Genomic DNA, 15,543 nt, shown 5'->3' with positions numbered 1-15,543 from the left:
TCAGACCGCGGCCGCCTGGAACTCCTCCTGGAGCAGGCGGTCACACGTGGCGGCAGCGCGCCGGCCCTGGGCGATGGCGTCGACCACCAGCGCAGCACCGAGGACGGCATCACCCCCCGCCGTCACCTCGCGGCCGGCGCGCAGGCCGCCGTCGACCGCGATGCGCGTGCCGTCGACCAGCTCGACGCCGAGTTGCTCGAACAGCGGGGACTCGCGCACCCCGCTGAAGCCGATGGCGAGGAGCACCAGATCCGCCTCGATGACGCGCTCCGTGCCGGCACGCCGGAGGAGGCCGCGGCTGCTAGAGCCGTCCCGGCCGCGATCGACCTCGACGACGGTAATGCCGCGCACCCGGCCGCCGGCCTCGCCCTCGAAACCCATAACCTCGACGCCGAAGGCGCGCACCCCACCCTCCTCGTGGGCGGCGTGGTTGCGCAGCACCAACGGCCATTGCGGCCACGGGTTCGACGCCGGTCGCACGCGCGGTGGCTCGGGGTAGATGACCAGCTGCTGCACCGATGCGCAGGCCTCACGATGGGAATCACCGAGACAGTCCGCCGCGGTGTCGCCGCCGCCGATGATCACCACGTTGCGGCCGGCGGCGCTGATCACCTCGTCCGGCGCACCGGCGACGCGACGGTTCTGGCCGGTGAGGTAGTCCATGGCGAGGTGGATGCCGTCGAGGTGGCGTCCCGGGAGCTCGACGTCCCGCGCCCGCTCCGCACCGACCGCCAGCACGACCGCGTCGTGACGCTCGAGGAGCTCCTCGCCGCTCACGTCGACGCCGCAGTCGTAGTTGCACTCGAAGGTGATGCCCTCGGCGCTGAGCAGGTCGAGGCGGCGGTCGAGCAGCCCTTTGCCCATCTTGAAGTCGGGGATGCCATAGCGGAGCAACCCGCCGGGCCGGTCGGCGCGCTCGTAGACCACCACCCGATGGCCGGCGCGGTTGAGCTGCTGCGCCGCCGCCAACCCGGCCGGTCCGGAGCCGACCACGGCGACGCTGCGCCCGGTGCGGAAGGCCGGTGGCTCGGGGTGGATCCAGCCGTTGGCGAACGCGGTCTCGATGGTGGTGCGCTCGATCTCCTTGATGCTCACCGCGTCACCACCGATGGCGAGCACGCAGGCGGGCTCGCACGGCGCCGGACACAGCCAGCCGGTGAACTCGGGAAAGTTGTTGGTGGTGGCCAGGTTGGCGGAGGCGCCGCGCCAGTCGCCGGTGCGGGCCAGACCGTTCCACTCGGGGATCAGGTTGTTGAGGGGACAGGCGTTGTGGCAGAAGGGCACCCCGCAGTCCATGCAGCGTCCCGCCTGCGCCTCCACAGTCGCCAGTGGCAGCGGGTGGATCAGCTCGCGATGGTCGCGGACGCGGTCGGCGACGGCGCGGTACGGCGAGGTGCGCCGTGGCACCTCGAGGAAGTCGCGGCGCACGCTCACACCGCCACCTCGAGTTTCACCGGGCGCGCGGCCATCGCTCGCTCGTAGTCGATCGGGAGCACCTTGACGAATCGCTGCAACGACTGCGGCCAGCCCTCGAGCAGCTCCTCGGCGACCGGGCTGCCGGTGTAGGAGAGGTGATGCTCGAGAAGCTTGCGCACCGTCTCGCCATCGGTGTCCTCGTCGACGTCGACCAGCCGCACCATGTCGGTGTTGCAGCGCTGCGTGAAGCGGCCGTCGACGTCGAGCACGTAGCCGAGGCCGCCGCTCATCCCGGCGGCGACGTTGCGCCCGGTGCGCCCGAGGATGATCACCACGCCGCCGGTCATGTACTCGAGAGCGTGGTCGCCGGTCCCCTCGACGACGGCGTGAGCGCCGCTGTTGCGCACCGCGAACCGCTCGCCGGCGACGCCGCGGGCGTAGAGCTCCCCCGACGTCGCTCCGTAGAGCAGCACGTTGCCGGCGATGACGTTGTCATCGGCAGGCCGATTGGCGTTGGCGGGGGGGACCACCACGATGCGACCGCCGCTGAGGCCTTTGCCGCAGCCGTCGTTGACCTCGCCCTGCACGGTCAGCGTGATGCCGCCCGCCAGCCAGGCCCCGAACGACTGCCCGGCGCTTCCCTGGAGGTTGACGCGGATGGTGTCCGGGGGCAGCCCCGCCGCGCCGTGGCGCATGGCCACCTCGCCGCTGAGACGCGCTCCGACACTGCGGTCGCGGTTGCTCACCCGCATGCGCAGCTGCAGCGGGTTGCCGCTCTCCAGCGCCTCGCCGGCGAACGCGATGACCCGCTCATCGACGTCGCCCTGCCAGGCGTGAGCGGCACGTGGCTGGAAATGGCGCGGTTCGCCGGGTGCGACAAGCAATCGGGCAAGGTCGACGTCGCCGCTGCTGTCCACCTGGCGGAGCAGCTCGACGCGTCCCACCAGGTCCTCGAAGCGGCGAACCCCGAGCCGCGACATCCAGCGACGAACGTCCTCGGCGAGAAAGCGCATGAAAGTGACCACGTGCTCAGCGCGACCCGTGTAGCGCGCCCGCAGGTCGGGATCCTGGGTGGCGATGCCGACTGGGCAGGTGTTGAGGTGACAGACGCGCATCATCACGCAGCCGGCTGCGACCAGCGGCGCGGTGGCGAAGGCGAACTCCTCAGCCCCGAGCAGCGCAGCCACGACGACGTCACGGCCGGTGCGCATCAGTCCGTCGCTCTGCAGCACGACGCGGTCGCGCAGGCCGTTGGCGACCAGAGTCTGCTGGGCCTCGGCGAGCCCGAGCTCCCATGGCGCCCCCGCGTGGGTGAGCGACGACAGCGGCGCGGCGCCGGTGCCGCCCTCGTAGCCGGAGACGACGATGTGGTCCGCGCGGGCCTTGGCGACCGCGGCGGCGATCGGTCCGACACCCATCTCCGCGACCAGCTTGACGCTGATCCGCGCGGTGGGATTGAGCGAGCGCAGGTCGTGGATAAGCTGGGCGAGGTCCTCGACCGAATACACGTCGTGGTGGGGTGGGGGAGAGATGAGCCCGACGCCGGGGGTGGCGTGGCGGAGGTGGGCGATGGTGACGTCCACCTTGTGGCCGGGCAGCTGACCTCCCTCGCCGGGCTTGGCACCCTGGGCGACCTTGATCTGGATCTCGTCGGCGTTGATGAGGAAATGGGCGGTGACCCCGAAACGGGCCGACGCCACCTGCTTGATGGCGCTGCGGCGGGAGTCCGGGCCGTCGCTCTCGAACCGTGCCGCGTCCTCGCCTCCCTCGCCGGTGTTGGAGCGGCCGCCGATGCGATTCATGGCGATCGCCAGCGTCTCGTGCATCTCCGGGGAGATCGAGCCAAGCGACATGGCACCCGTGGCGAAGCGGTGCACCAGCGTATCGGCGCTCTCCACCTCGTCGAGCGGCACGGCGGTGTCCGCCTCGCGCAGCTCGAGCAGGCCGCGCAGGGTGCGGCGCTCGGCCGATTCGCGGTCGGCGAGCGCTACGTAGCGCGCGAAGTCCGCGCTCGACTCGGAGCGGACAGCGTGCTGAAGGGCGCCGATCACCTCGGGGTTCCAGGCGCGCTTCTCACCGTTGCGGCGCCATTGGTAGCTGCCCCCCGGGTCGAGCGCGGCCGGTGGCGCACCCCGCGCGGGGAAGGCGCGGCCGTGGCGGCTCAGCGCGTCCGCGGCGACACGGTCCAGGCCGGAGCCGCCGATGCGCGTCGGGGTCCCCGTGAAGTAGCGGTCGACGACGTCCTCAGCGAGGCCGATGGCCTCGAACAGCTGGGCGCCGCAGTACGACAGCGCCGTCGAGATGCCCATCTTGGCGATGGTCTTGAGCAGTCCGTTGCGCAGTGCATGGATCATGTTGCGCTGCGCCGCCGCGGCGTCGAGGTTCTCGAGCACGCCGGTGGCGGCCATCTCCGCGGCGGTGTCGAGGAGCAGGTAAGGATTGACCGCCTCGGCGCCGTAGCCGATGAGCAGTGCGAGATGGGCGACCTCGCGCGGCTCGCCGCTCTCCACGACCAGCCCCACCCCGGTGCGGGTGCGTTCGCGGAGCAGGTGATGGTGGATCGCGGCGGTGGCCAGCAGTGAGGGGATGGGCACGTGGCCCGCGTCGGCTCCGCGGTCGCTGACGATGAGAACGGAGCGCCCCGAGGACACCGCCTCGGAGGCCAGACGGCAGATGCGGTCGAGCCCGTCGCGCAGCCCGTCGGCGCCGCCGGCGCGGTGGAAGACGGCGTTGATCGTCTCCGCGGGAAATTGCCGCTGGGTGACGTGGCGGATCGTCGCCAGGTCCGAGCTGGTGAGGATGGGGTGGGCCATCTCCAGCCGCGCCGCCTGGCCAGGTCCCTGCTCGAGCATGTTCCCGCCGGCGCCCAGAGAGGTGGCCAGCGACATCACCGACACCTCCCTGATGGGGTCGATCGGCGGGTTGGTCACCTGGGCGAAGAGCTGCTTGAAGTACGCGAACAGCGGCTGGGGACGATCGCTCAGCACCGCCAGCGGCGCGTCGTTGCCCATCGACCCGACCGGCTCCTCGCCCTTGGACGCCATCGGTGCCACCACCAGACGGAGGTCTTCATCCGTCCACCCGAAGAGGTGCTGGCGGATCCGCAACGTCCCGGAATCCGGCTCCTGCAGCTCGGCGCCCCGGGTGAGCTCGTCGAGACGGACGGTGCCGCCGCGGATCCACTCCCCGTAGGGATGGCGGCCGGCGAGCTGGCGCTTGATGGCGCCGTCGTCGAGGATCGCCCCCGCCTCCGTGTCGACGAGGAGCAGCCGGCCGGGGTCGAGCCGCCACTTCTTGACGATCCGCTCCTCGGGGATGTCGAGCACGCCTGCCTCGGAGGCCATCACCACGAGGCCGTCGTCGGTCACTAGGTAGCGCGCCGGGCGGAGGCCGTTGCGGTCGAGGCAGGCGCCGACCAGCCGGCCGTCGGTGAAGGCGATGGCGGCGGGACCGTCCCACGGTTCGAGCAGCGACGCGTGGAACTCGTAGAAGGCACGGCGCTCATCGTCGAGAAGATCGTTGCTCTGCCACGCCTCGGGGATCATCATCATCATGGCGTGCTCGATCGAGCGCCCCGACATGGTGAGCAGCTCGAGCGCGTTGTCGAACTGCGTGGAGTCCGAGCCGGCGGCGTCGAGGACGTCACGGATCTTGTCGATGTCGCCGCCGAAGAGTGCGCTGCGGAACTTCGACTGCCGCGCCGACATCCAGGCGGCGTTGCCGCGGATGGTATTGATCTCGCCGTTGTGCGCCGACATGCGCAGCGGCTGGGCGAGGTCCCAGCGGGGCAGCACGTTAGTCGAGAAGCGGGCGTGCACCAGCGCCAGCGCGGAGCGCGTCGTCTCGTCATGCAGGTCCGTGTAGAAGCGACCGAGCTGCTCGGCGGTGAGCATCCCCTTGTAGACGAGTGTGCGGCTGCTCAGGCTGGCGATGTGGAGGACGCGGCGGTCCATTTCCGCGGCGCAGGCCCGCGACTCGATGACTCGGCGCAACACGTAGAGGCGGCGCTCCAGAGCGTCGCCGTCGAGCCCGACTGCGGCGACGAAGAACTGGCGGATGCGCGGCATCGCCTTGCGAGCGGTGATCCCGGGCACCGTGGCGTCGATCGGCACGTCCCGCCAGCCGAGCAGGTGCACGCCCTCGTCGGCGCAGCACTCCGCGATGAGCGCCTGCGCGGTGCGGCGCGCCGCAGCCGCCGCCGGGAGGAACACCATGCCGACGCCATAGCCGCCGGCAGGGGGGAGCTCGACCCCGGCCCTGGCGCGGAGGAAGTCGTCGGGAACCTGGAGCAGGATGCCGGCCCCGTCGCCGGTGTCGGGGTCGGAGCCGGTGGCTCCGCGATGGCCGAGGTTGACGAGCGCGCGCATCGCCGCGGCCACGATGTGGTGAGTGGCGGTGCCTGATGTGGTGGCCACAAAGGCGACGCCGCAGCCATCGTGCTCGAAGCCAGGATCGCGAAGGTCGCGGTCGGTCGGCATGGGAGCGCTCATCCGTTCGATGCCATGGAGCCTGACACGACTTGGTCAGCCGATCAAGACGCAATAGTAGGGGGTGGCGAATTTGGCCGGGCTCCACCTTCATCGATGTCGCATTCGCTACGATCAAAGCGAGTTCACGCTTGTTCTGCACGGATGCGCCGCCGCAGGCGCCGTCAGGGGAGAGATGGCCGAGATCACCGCCAGGTCGGTGGCGCGCGACGCCGGTCACCCGGGACCGACGCTGCTGGAGCGATTCCGCCGCAACCAGCCCTGGTGGCTGCTGCCGATCAGCGTCGTGGCCGTGCTCGGCGGCTTCGGGCTCTACGCGCTGGTGTCGGTGTTCATCTTCCGGCCCGGTGAGATCGGTCCGTACCTCTCGCCCTTCTGGTCTCCGAAGATCGGCGACAACGGCAAGCTCTTCGGGCCTTTCCCCGGGGCTGCATTCATCCTGCTCAGCCCGCTCGCCTTCCGGGGCACCTGCTACTACTACCGCAAGGCGTACTACCGGTCCTTCTTCTGGGACCCGCCGGCGTGCGCGCTCGGTGAGTTGCGCCACCGCAAATACCGCGGCGAATCGAAGTTGCCAATGGCGCTCAACAACCTCCATCGCTTCACCCTGTACGTCGCCGTTGTGATCCTCGGCTTCCTCTGGTACGACGCGCTGACTGCCTTCAACAACCCCGCCACCGGCAAGTGGGGCTTCGGGCTGGGCAGCGCGATCCTGGTCGTCAACGTGGTGTTGCTCAGTGGCTACACCTTCAGCTGCCACTCTCTCCGCCACCTCGCCGGGGGCGGGTTGGACTGCTACTCGACCGCGCGGCTCGGCACCCTGCGCAACCGGGCGTGGCGCGGCCTCACCGTGCTCAACGGACGGCACCCGATGTGGGCGTGGGTGAGCCTCTTCTCGGTGCTCCTCGCCGACGTCTACATCCGCATGCTCCAAGCCGGCTGGTTCGCCGACCCCCACATCGGCTTCTGACCATGCCGCTCGAGAGCTACATCACCCACGAGTGCGACGTGCTCGTCATCGGCGCCGGCGGCGCCGGCATGCGCGCGGCGATTGCCGCGGCCGAGGCGGGCTGCAGAACCATCGTGGTCACCAAGTCACTGCTCGGCAAGGCGCACACGGTGATGGCCGAGGGCGGCATCGCTGCCGGACTGGGCAACGTGGACAGCGATGACGGCTGGGAGGTGCACTTCGCCGACACCATGCTCGGCGGCCAGCTGCTCAACAACTGGCGGATGGTCGAGATCTACGCGCACGAGGTGATCGACCGCGTCTACGAGCTGGAGCGGTGGGGCGGCCTCTTCGACCGCACCGAAGACGGGCGCATCATGCAGCGCGCCTTCGGAGCGCACAGCTGGAAGCGCCTCGCCCATGTCGGCGACCGCACCGGCCTCGAGCTGATCCGCACCTGCCAGGACAAGCTGGTGCACACCGAGCGCACCGAGACCTTCATGGAATACACGCTGACACGGCTGCTCAAGAATGGTGACCGCGTCGTCGGCGCCATGGGGTACCGGCGCAACGACGGCAAGTTCGTGGTCATCAAGGCGGGCGCCACTGTGCTCGCCAGTGGTGGCTGGGGCCGCATGTACCGCTACACCAGCAACAGCTGGGAGGGAACCGGCGACGGCGCGGCGATGGCCTACGACGCCGGCGCCGACCTCATCGACATGGAGTTCGTTCAGTTTCACCCGACGGGCATGGTGTGGCCGCCCGGGGCGCGCGGCATCCTGGTCACTGAGGCGGTGCGCGGCGAGGGCGGCCTGCTCTTCAACAGCGAGCACCAGCGCTTCATGCTCGAGTACGACCCGGTGAAGAAGGAGTTGAGCTCACGCGACGTCGTGGCCCGCTCCATCTACAAGGAGGTGAAGGCGGGGCGCGGCTCGCCACACGGTGGCGCCTTCCTCGACATCACCCACCGCGGGGCCGACTACATCCTCAAGAAGCTGCCCTCGATGTACGAGCAGTTCCACGCCCTGGCGTCGGTCGACATCACCCGCGAGGCGATGGAGGTGGGGCCGACCATCCACTACACCATGGGCGGTGTGCGCGTCGAGGCCGAGACGGCGGCGACCACCGTGCCCGGACTGTTCGCGGCGGGCGAGGCGGCGGGCGGGCTGCACGGCGCCAACCGCCTCGGCGGCAACTCGCTGGGCGACATCCTCGTGTTCGGGCGCCGCGCCGGCGTCGCCGCGGCGGAGTTCGCCCGCACCAGGGGCGTCGACCGTGCCATCGACGAGGGCGAGGTGGCGGAGGAGCAGGATCGCCTCTACGATCCGCTCGACAGCCGCCACGGCTGGACCGACCGCGAGAACCCGTACCACCTCCACGAGGAGCTGCAGGCGGCGATGCAGGATGACGCCGGCATCGGCCGCACCGCGGAGTCGCTGCAACGGGCCCTGGCGGCAATCCTCGAGCTGCGCGAACGGAGCTCACGCATGCGCGTGGTCGGGCACCGCGACCTCAACCCCGGATGGCACACCTGCCGCGACGTCGCCTTCATGCTCACCATCAGCGAGGCGATCGTGCGCAGCGCCATACGCCGCGAGGAGAGCCGTGGTTCGCAGTGGCGGTTCGACTTCCTCGAGCAGGACACTGAGCAGGGCAAGGTCAACTATGTGTCGCGTCGCGCCGGCGACGGCATGGCCATCGATGCCGCGCCGCTGCAGGCGATGCCCGAGGAGCTGGTCAAGCTGCTGCCCCGCAGCCGCTTCTACGACCCTGCGAAGCTTCCCAAGGGACACATCAAGCCCGAGAACATGCCGGCCGCGGCGGCCGCGCTGGGGAGCACGTCATGACCTCGCTGTACCAGAAGCAGCCCGCGCCGGGAGTCGATGCCGCGCCGGCCGAGCACGACGTTCCCGATCCCGGCCTCACCGGCGAGACGATCACGCTCAACGTCTTCCGGGGGACTCCCGGCGGCGAGCAGGGAGACGTGTCCTACGACGTGCCGGCGATCACCGGCATGGTGGTGCTCGACGCCATCCACTACATCCAGCACAACCTCGACACGGACCTGGCGGCGCGCTGGAACTGCAAGGCCGCCAAGTGCGGGTCCTGCAGCGCGGAGATCAACGGGCGGCCGACATTGATGTGCAAGACACGCGTCGATGACCTTGCGGAAGGACCGATCACGGTGCGACCCATGAAGGCCTTCCCGCTCATCAAGGACCTGGTGTGCGACGTCTCGCGCAACTACGAGATCAACAAGGAGATCCCTCCGTTCACGGCAGCCCCGGACGACGGGACACCGTGGCGCATCCAGCAGAAGGACATCGACAGGCTCTTCGAGTTCCGTAAGTGCATCGAGTGCTTCCTGTGCCAGGACGTCTGCCATGTCAACCGTACCCACGGCCTCTCCGATCAGTTTTACGGGCCGCGCTTCTTCGTACGCGTCGCCGGCCTGGAGATGCATCCCAAGGACGTGCTCGATCGCACCGAGCAGACTCGCGACGAGGGCGGACTTGGCTACTGCAACATCACCAAGTGCTGCACCGAGGTGTGCCCGGAGCACATCCACATCACCGACAACGCGATCATCCCGCTCAAGGAGCGTGTCGCCGACAAGGACTGGGACCCGGTGCGCTGGGTCGGTCGCAAGGTGTTCGGTAGTCGCGACAACGACACGCGATGACGGAGAAGCCGCGGGACTCGGCGCTTCGCGACGCGTTCGTCGGGATCCTCATGACGGTGGGCCCGTTCTTCGGGGTGCGCTACCGCCCGCCCCGAGTGGAGATCCCGGTAGTCACGACTCCTGCCACGGAGACCGAGGAGGACCTCTCCTCAGACGGGCTGACCTCGGCCCGGCCCCTTCCCGAGGACTGACGGAGGGCGCGCCACCAGCAACGCGGTGGCCACGAGCGCGTACGGGGCCAGCGATCCGGCCCCCGCCGGCAGCGTTCCCGAACCATCCACGGACAGGCAGACGGCGAGCACCACCCAGACGCCGAGCAGGGCAAACAGTGCCGCCCCGGGAAGCGCGCGGCCGCGATCCCGGTCGCGCCCGGTCGCGGCCACGGTCATCCATGCGAAGACCGGTGCCAGCAGCGCCAGGTCGTGCGGGTAGAGGTGGGGTGCGCAGAGCAGCGACAGGACGATCGCGACGGCCAGCGACGACTCCAGGCTGATGCGGCCGGCTGCCCCCCGGCGAGCGGCGAGCGCGACGGCGGCCAGCGCGGCCAACGTCACCACGACGGTCAGCCCCGTCGAGATCCTGCCCCCACCGGTCCAGGCACTGAAGAGTCCCGCCACGCTCTCCTGGGCGTTGGGAAAGTCGGACCTGCCGCTCTCCAGCGCGCTGACGAAGCCCGCGATCCCGCCCGGTCCGACGGCGACGAGGCTGGCCAGCATGGCGCCGGCCACGCCCGCGATCGCCCCCGCGATCAGCCGGCGATCTCCCCACACGAGGATCCACACGGCCACTCCAAGAAAGAGATGGGGCTTGCCGGCGAGTGCGGCGAGGCCGAGCAGCGCGCCGGCGAGCAGAGGGCTGCGGCGTCTCATGGCCGCGTAGGCGCAGGCGAGCAGGAGCGCGGGCATGCCGACATCCTGGCCCTCGAGCAGCATCGCCAAGGTCGCCGGCAGGGCCAGCCCGACTCCGGCGGCCAGGGCGCCGACGCGGCCGCGGTGCCGAGGCACGTGCGCTGCCTGTGCCGCGATCACCACCGCCGCCACCAGGCAGGCGAGCTGCATCAGTCCCCACAGCCGGAAGGCGGCGTCCAGCCCGGCCAGGGTGAACGGCACCATCAGAACGGCGGCGATGGGCGCGTGAATGTAGAAGAGGGTGCCGGGGTGGCTGCCCTGTACAACCGCCGCGTAGACACGCGACTGGAGCACGGGATCGTAGAGCTGTGCCGCGTGGCCCTCGCGAAGGATCACCCCGGCGACTTGGAGCGGCACGAAATCGCTCTGGGCGATCTCGGTGGGTTTCTCGGCGATCCAGCGCACCACGAACACGACGACGAGGAGGCCCGCGGTGGCGAGAAGCAGGAGCAGACGGCGCGAGGAGGGATCGCGGCGCACGCCCGGATTGGCCGGCACGTCAGCCGACTGCCACCGCCTCGCCCAGCGCGGGCATGGACGGGTCGATGTCGGCGCGCCGCGAGTCCATGAGGTCGACGAGCTGCTGGACCGACGCGGCCGAGCGGTGCAGCGCGGCCCGGTCGCCGTCGGACAGGGCCACCTCGACCACGTCGACCAGCCCTCCCGCACCCAGCCGTGCCGGGACGCCGGTGTACAGCCCGCGGATGCCGTACTCGCCGTCGAGGTGCACGGCACACGGGAGCACTTGGCGGGTGTCGAGCAGGATGGCGTCGGTCATCTGCGCGGCCGCGGCTGAGGGGGCGTAGTAGGCGCTGCCCGTCTTGAGCAGGGCGACGATCTCCGCGCCACCATCGCGGGCGCGCTGCACGATGCTCTCCAGGCGCTCCGCCGGGATCAGCTCGGACACGGGCACGCCGGCGACGGTGGTCAGCGAGGTGAGCGGCACCATGGTGTCGCCGTGGCCGCCGAGGACGTACGCGGCGACGTCGAGAACCGAGGCGTCGAGCTCCCGCGCGATGAAGGTGCGGAAGCGGGCGGTGTCGAGAACGCCGGCCATGCCGATGACCCGCTCGCGGGGGAAGCCGCTGACCGCCTTCGCCACCTGGGCCATGGCGTCGAGCGGGTTGCTGACCACCACGATCACGGAATCGGGCGACTGCTCGGCCACCTGGCGCGCCACCGAGGCCACGATTGTGGCGTTGGTCATCACCAGGTCGTCGCGCGACATGCCCGGCTTGCGGGCCACGCCGCTGGTGATGAGCACGACGTCCGACCCGGCTGTCTCCTCGTAGCCGTTGGTGCCGGTGACCAGCGAGTCGTAGCCGACGATGGGACCGGCTTCGAGCATGTCGAGCGCCTTGCCCTGGGGAAGGCCCTCCACGATGTCGACGAGCACGATGTCCGCGTAGTTGCGCTCAGCGAGGCGCTGCGTCAGCGTGGCGCCGACATTGCCGGCGCCGACGACGGTGATCTTGAAGCGCACGGTGGCACGCTAGCATGGCGTGATGCCCTCTCGCCGCCTCCGTCGCCGCGAGCGCGCCGCCGCGTACGGCGTCCTGGGAATCGTCACCGAGGTGGCGTTCACCGCGGTGGAGCAGAGCCTGCACCGGTCGACGCGGAGCGCAAAGCTCGAGGGGCACACGTACCTCTGGATGCCGCCCATCTACGCGCTGTGCGCAGTTATGTACGAGCCGCTGCACGACCGACTTCGCGACGTGCCGGTTGCGCAGCGTGCCGCCGTCTACGCGGCGGGATTCATCGGCGTCGAGTACGTCACCGGACGGCTCATCGAGCGCGCCGCCGGGGTGATCCCCTGGGACTACAGGGGACGCAGCCGATTCCAGCTGCACGGCGCCACCCGGTTCGACTACGCGCCGCTCTGGGCGGCGGCGGGGATGGCGCTCGAACCGGTCGACGACGCGCTGCGGTCGCTGCGGCTGAGCCGGGCGGGCTGATGGCCCGGCGGCGCCTCCCGGCGGGCGCACGGGCGCGCGCGCTCACCACGGTGGAGCGCCTGCGGCCTGAGTACCCGCATGCCACCACCGCGCTCGTGCACGAATCCCCGCTCCAACTGCTCGTCGCGACCATCCTCAGCGCCCAGACCACCGACGAGCGGGTCAACATGGTTACCCCGATGCTCTTCGCGCGCTACCCGACGGCGCACGCGCTCGCGCAGGCGTGCCAGGAGGACGTCGAGGAGCTGATCCGCTCCACCGGCTTCTTCCGCATGAAGGCGCGGGCGATTCGCGAGATGTGCCAGGACGTGATGGGGCGGTTCGGTGGCGAGGTGCCGCCCCGCATGGAGGACCTGGTCACGCTCCGCGGCGTGGGCCGCAAGACCGCCAACGTGGTGCTGGGCGTGGCGTTCGGCGTGCCCGGTTTCCCCGTCGACACGCACGTCACCCGGCTCACGCGGCGGCTCGGCCTCACCAGCGCCACTGACCCGGTGGACATCGAGACCGACGTCACGTCGATGGTGCCGAAGGAGGAGTGGACCCTGCTCAGCCTGCGCCTCATCCTGCACGGGCGCGGGGTGTGCGTCGCCCGCACGCCGCGCTGTGCGCAGTGCGTCCTCAACGACATCTGCCCCTCGGCTCAGCTCGGGCCCCTGGTGGTGGGGCCGGCGCAGCGCGCCGGTCAGGCCACCGCGAGGACGCGACGGGTGCGGTCCCCGAGACTGAGCTGACGGAACCCGGGGAACGCGCAGGCGCGGGGCCGGTGGATGGAAAGCACCAGCACCTCGGTGCGCTCCAGCTCGCGCACGTCGATCCCGCAGGCACCGGCCACCGCGGCGGCCGCGATGACCCGTTCCGCATCCGCGCTGACGTGCCCCGTCCAGGCCGTGAACGACAGGCTGACCTGCGCGTAGACGAAGAGCTCAGCGCCGTGCTCGGGGATGCTCGTCTCGACAACGCTGAGCGTGTGCCCGGCAGGTAGCTCTGCCATCAGCGTCTCGGCCACGCCACCGAGCAGGGTGCGCGCGGCGATGACGCCCGGGGCGTCGTGGTACACGAGAGCGGTGCGGCCGTCGGCGCGGAGGTGTTGCACGGCGAGCGCGCTGAGGCCTGTCCTCGCGTCGAAGAAGCTGACCGGGAGGGTGGCGAGCGGGGCAGAGACGTCCATCGCGACACGCAGGCTACGAGCTGCGCCCGGACATGGGGCGGACGTCGTACGCGGGACCGACGGCCCCCGCGCGTCGTACAGTTCGCGTCCATGCAGGGCGCCCAGAAGTTGACCCCCCTCGACGCCTCGTTCCTCCACCTCGAAACGCCGCGGACGCACATGCACATCGGCGGCGTGGCCATCTTCGAGCGGTCGCCGCTGGGGACAGGGCGTGCCCTCTACGACGGGCTCGCCAAGGCGATCGCGCCGCGGCTGGACCTCATGCCCCGATATCGGCAGAAGCTCTCGTTCGTCCCGCTCAGCCTCGACACGCCGGTGTGGGTCGACGACCCCGACTTCGACATGAGCAACCACCTGGTGCGCGCCGCCCTGCCGAAGCCGGGTGGCGACGAGGAGCTGCGGGAGCTCATCGGTCGCGTCTTCTCCCGCCAGCTCGACCGCCGCCGCCCGCTCTGGGAGATCTACATCGTCGAGGGACTGCGGAACGGCCGCTGGGCACTGCTGACCAAGTCACACCACGCCATGGTCGACGGCATCTCCAACCTGGAGCTGGCCACCATCCTGCTCGACGTCGAGCCGGAGCCGGCCAAGCAGCCCTTCGGCGTTTCCCGCTGGGAGGCGCGCGAGTCGCCGACCGGGATGGGCCTGTTCATCAACTCGCTGCGTGACCGCCTCACCCGTCCCGCCCGGGTCTTGAGCGCAGCACGCGCGGTCGCCGGTCAGCCCGCGCGGCTAGCCAACGCGCTGCGCGACACGGCCAGCGGCCTGGCGTCGATGGCCGAGCACATGGGCGCGCCCAAGTCGCCCATCAACGGCAAGACCGGCCCCGCGCGCGCCTTTGCCTACAGCCGCTTCCCACTGCGGGACTTCCGCGACGTCAAGACGGCATTCGGGGGCACCATCAACGACATCGTGCTCGCCGCCGTGGCCGGCGGCCTCCGTCACTTCCTGGTGGCGCGGGGGATCGATCCCGACGACGAGAGCTCGGCGCTGCAGGCGCTCTGCCCGGTGAGCATCCGCGACACCAGTGAGCGCACCGCGCTGGGCAACCGCCTGGCCATGCTGCTGGTGAAGCTGCCCATCGCCGAGGCGGACCCGGCGCGCCGCGTCGCCAAGGTGCGCACCACCGTCGACGCCCTGAAGGCGCGCAAGCAGGCGGTCGGCGCCGACTTCCTCCTCAACCTCGCGGGCTTCGCGCCCGCGACGCTGCACGCCATGGTGGCGCGCGCCTCACTGCGCCAGATCGCCTTCAACCTGATCGTCACCAACGTTCCCGGACCGCAATTCCCGCTGTACTGCCAGGGCGCCAGGCTGGTCGAGGTGTTCCCGATCGCCTTCCTGTATGACGGCCAGGAGCTGGCCGTCGCCATCTTCAGCTACGACGGAATGCTCAACTTCGGCTACCTCGTCGACGCCCAGGGCATCCCCGACGTCGACGTCTTCGCTGAGTGCGTCGAGGAGGGCTTGCGCGAGCTGGTGGAGGCGGCCGGCGCGGCGACCAGTGACGGCCTCGCTACCACGCGCACGCGCAGCGCGCGCCCGGCACCGAAGAGGGCGACTGCGGCGAAGGGCGCCCGCAAGGGAACGGCGACGCGGAAGGCGGCGGCGACGCGCAAGACCACGACCAGGCATCGCGGCGCCGCCTGACGGCGGCGCGCAGGTCAGGCCGGGCTCGGTCCGCTCAGGCGGCGCGCCCAGGCGTGCGCCTGGTCGTCGGGCACCGGGCTGTGCCCGTCCATCGAGACGGCCAGGCGCCGAGCCTCCGCGGGGTCGAGCCGCAAACGTCCCGCCTCGGCGTTGTCGATGAGGCCGGCGTCGATGCAGAGGTTGAGGAATGGGGCGAGCTGGTCGGGGTCGAGCGGGTCGAGGAAGCGCATCTTGCGAATCAACCGCTCGCGGTTGCTGGGGAGGTAGACGCCGAGGTCGGCGAACGCCAGGAGCACAGCGCGAGCGAGGTCGCGGAGATCGTCCACGAGG

13 protein-coding genes are annotated in these 15,543 nt (G+C 70.6%); 7 read left to right on the top strand and 6 right to left on the bottom strand.

What is annotated here, in order from left to right; all coding sequences use genetic code 11:
- Both JF886_RS07280 and gltB read right to left on the bottom strand, forming a co-directional pair.
- Nucleotides 1-1,434 carry a glutamate synthase subunit beta gene (locus JF886_RS07280; RefSeq protein ID WP_337311036.1) on the bottom strand — a complete coding sequence of 478 codons (1,434 nt, stop codon included), beginning with the start codon at nt 1,432-1,434 and terminating at the stop codon, nt 1-3.
- Nucleotides 1,431-5,906, bottom strand: coding sequence for a glutamate synthase large subunit (gene gltB / locus JF886_RS07275; protein WP_337311034.1), 4,476 nt, complete (start codon nt 5,904-5,906; stop codon nt 1,431-1,433). The genes JF886_RS07280 and gltB overlap by 4 nt, the downstream gene beginning before the upstream one ends.
- A 172-nt stretch (nt 5,907-6,078) precedes the next feature.
- Here gltB and sdhC point away from each other — a divergent pair, with 172 nt between their 5' ends.
- Genes sdhC through JF886_RS07255 form a run of 4 tightly spaced genes read left to right on the top strand, consistent with a single transcriptional unit; the run spans nt 6,079 to nt 9,726 of the window.
- A complete protein-coding gene (sdhC, locus tag JF886_RS07270) occupies nt 6,079-6,873 on the top strand; it encodes a succinate dehydrogenase subunit SdhC (RefSeq protein ID WP_337311033.1) in 795 nt (264 codons plus the stop codon).
- A 2-nt stretch (nt 6,874-6,875) separates the two neighbouring features.
- On the top strand, nt 6,876-8,699 hold the full coding sequence (locus JF886_RS07265; RefSeq protein WP_337311031.1) for an FAD-binding protein: 1,824 nt from the start codon (nt 6,876-6,878) through the stop codon (nt 8,697-8,699).
- Nucleotides 8,696-9,535 carry a succinate dehydrogenase/fumarate reductase iron-sulfur subunit gene (locus JF886_RS07260; protein ID WP_337311029.1) on the top strand — a complete coding sequence of 280 codons (840 nt, stop codon included), beginning with the start codon at nt 8,696-8,698 and terminating at the stop codon, nt 9,533-9,535. The genes JF886_RS07265 and JF886_RS07260 overlap by 4 nt, the downstream gene beginning before the upstream one ends.
- Nucleotides 9,532-9,726, top strand: coding sequence for a hypothetical protein (locus JF886_RS07255; protein WP_337311027.1), 195 nt, complete (start codon nt 9,532-9,534; stop codon nt 9,724-9,726). The genes JF886_RS07260 and JF886_RS07255 overlap by 4 nt, the downstream gene beginning before the upstream one ends.
- Here the strand turns inward: JF886_RS07255 and JF886_RS07250 are convergent.
- Together JF886_RS07250 and mdh are read right to left on the bottom strand one after the other, a co-directional pair.
- Complete coding sequence (locus JF886_RS07250) at nt 9,685-10,923, bottom strand: glycosyltransferase 87 family protein (protein WP_337311025.1); 1,239 nt, start codon at nt 10,921-10,923, stop codon at nt 9,685-9,687. The genes JF886_RS07255 and JF886_RS07250 overlap by 42 nt on opposite strands.
- A 19-nt stretch (nt 10,924-10,942) precedes the next feature.
- Complete coding sequence (gene mdh / locus JF886_RS07245; protein ID WP_337311023.1) at nt 10,943-11,926, bottom strand: malate dehydrogenase; 984 nt, start codon at nt 11,924-11,926, stop codon at nt 10,943-10,945.
- A gap of 22 nt (nt 11,927-11,948) precedes the next feature.
- Between mdh and JF886_RS07240 the strand changes: the two genes are divergently transcribed.
- Nucleotides 11,949-12,398, top strand: coding sequence for a putative ABC transporter permease (locus tag JF886_RS07240; RefSeq protein ID WP_337311021.1), 450 nt, complete (start codon nt 11,949-11,951; stop codon nt 12,396-12,398).
- Nucleotides 12,398-13,129, top strand: a complete 732-nt coding sequence (nth, locus tag JF886_RS07235; RefSeq protein WP_337311019.1) for an endonuclease III — start codon at nt 12,398-12,400, stop codon at nt 13,127-13,129. The genes JF886_RS07240 and nth overlap by 1 nt, the downstream gene beginning before the upstream one ends.
- Here the strand turns inward: nth and JF886_RS07230 are convergent.
- Nucleotides 13,081-13,566: a hypothetical protein gene (locus JF886_RS07230; protein ID WP_337311017.1), complete on the bottom strand. Its 486-nt coding sequence runs from the start codon at nt 13,564-13,566 to the stop codon at nt 13,081-13,083. The genes nth and JF886_RS07230 overlap by 49 nt on opposite strands.
- 90 nt (nt 13,567-13,656) lie before the next feature.
- Between JF886_RS07230 and JF886_RS07225 the strand changes: the two genes are divergently transcribed.
- Nucleotides 13,657-15,213, top strand: a complete 1,557-nt coding sequence (locus JF886_RS07225; RefSeq protein ID WP_337311015.1) for a WS/DGAT/MGAT family O-acyltransferase — start codon at nt 13,657-13,659, stop codon at nt 15,211-15,213.
- A 14-nt stretch (nt 15,214-15,227) separates the two neighbouring features.
- Here the strand turns inward: JF886_RS07225 and JF886_RS07220 are convergent, their stop codons facing one another.
- Nucleotides 15,228-15,539: a hypothetical protein gene (locus JF886_RS07220; RefSeq protein WP_337311012.1), complete on the bottom strand. Its 312-nt coding sequence runs from the start codon at nt 15,537-15,539 to the stop codon at nt 15,228-15,230.
- Nucleotides 15,540-15,543: the final 4 nt, after the last annotated feature.

The organism is Candidatus Aeolococcus gillhamiae (genome assembly GCF_016464765.1).
Lineage (GTDB): Bacteria > Chloroflexota > Dormibacteria > Aeolococcales > Aeolococcaceae > Aeolococcus > Aeolococcus gillhamiae.
The sequence above is the reverse complement of the archived record's forward strand: the minus strand, read 5'-3'. Positions and strand labels throughout refer to the sequence as shown.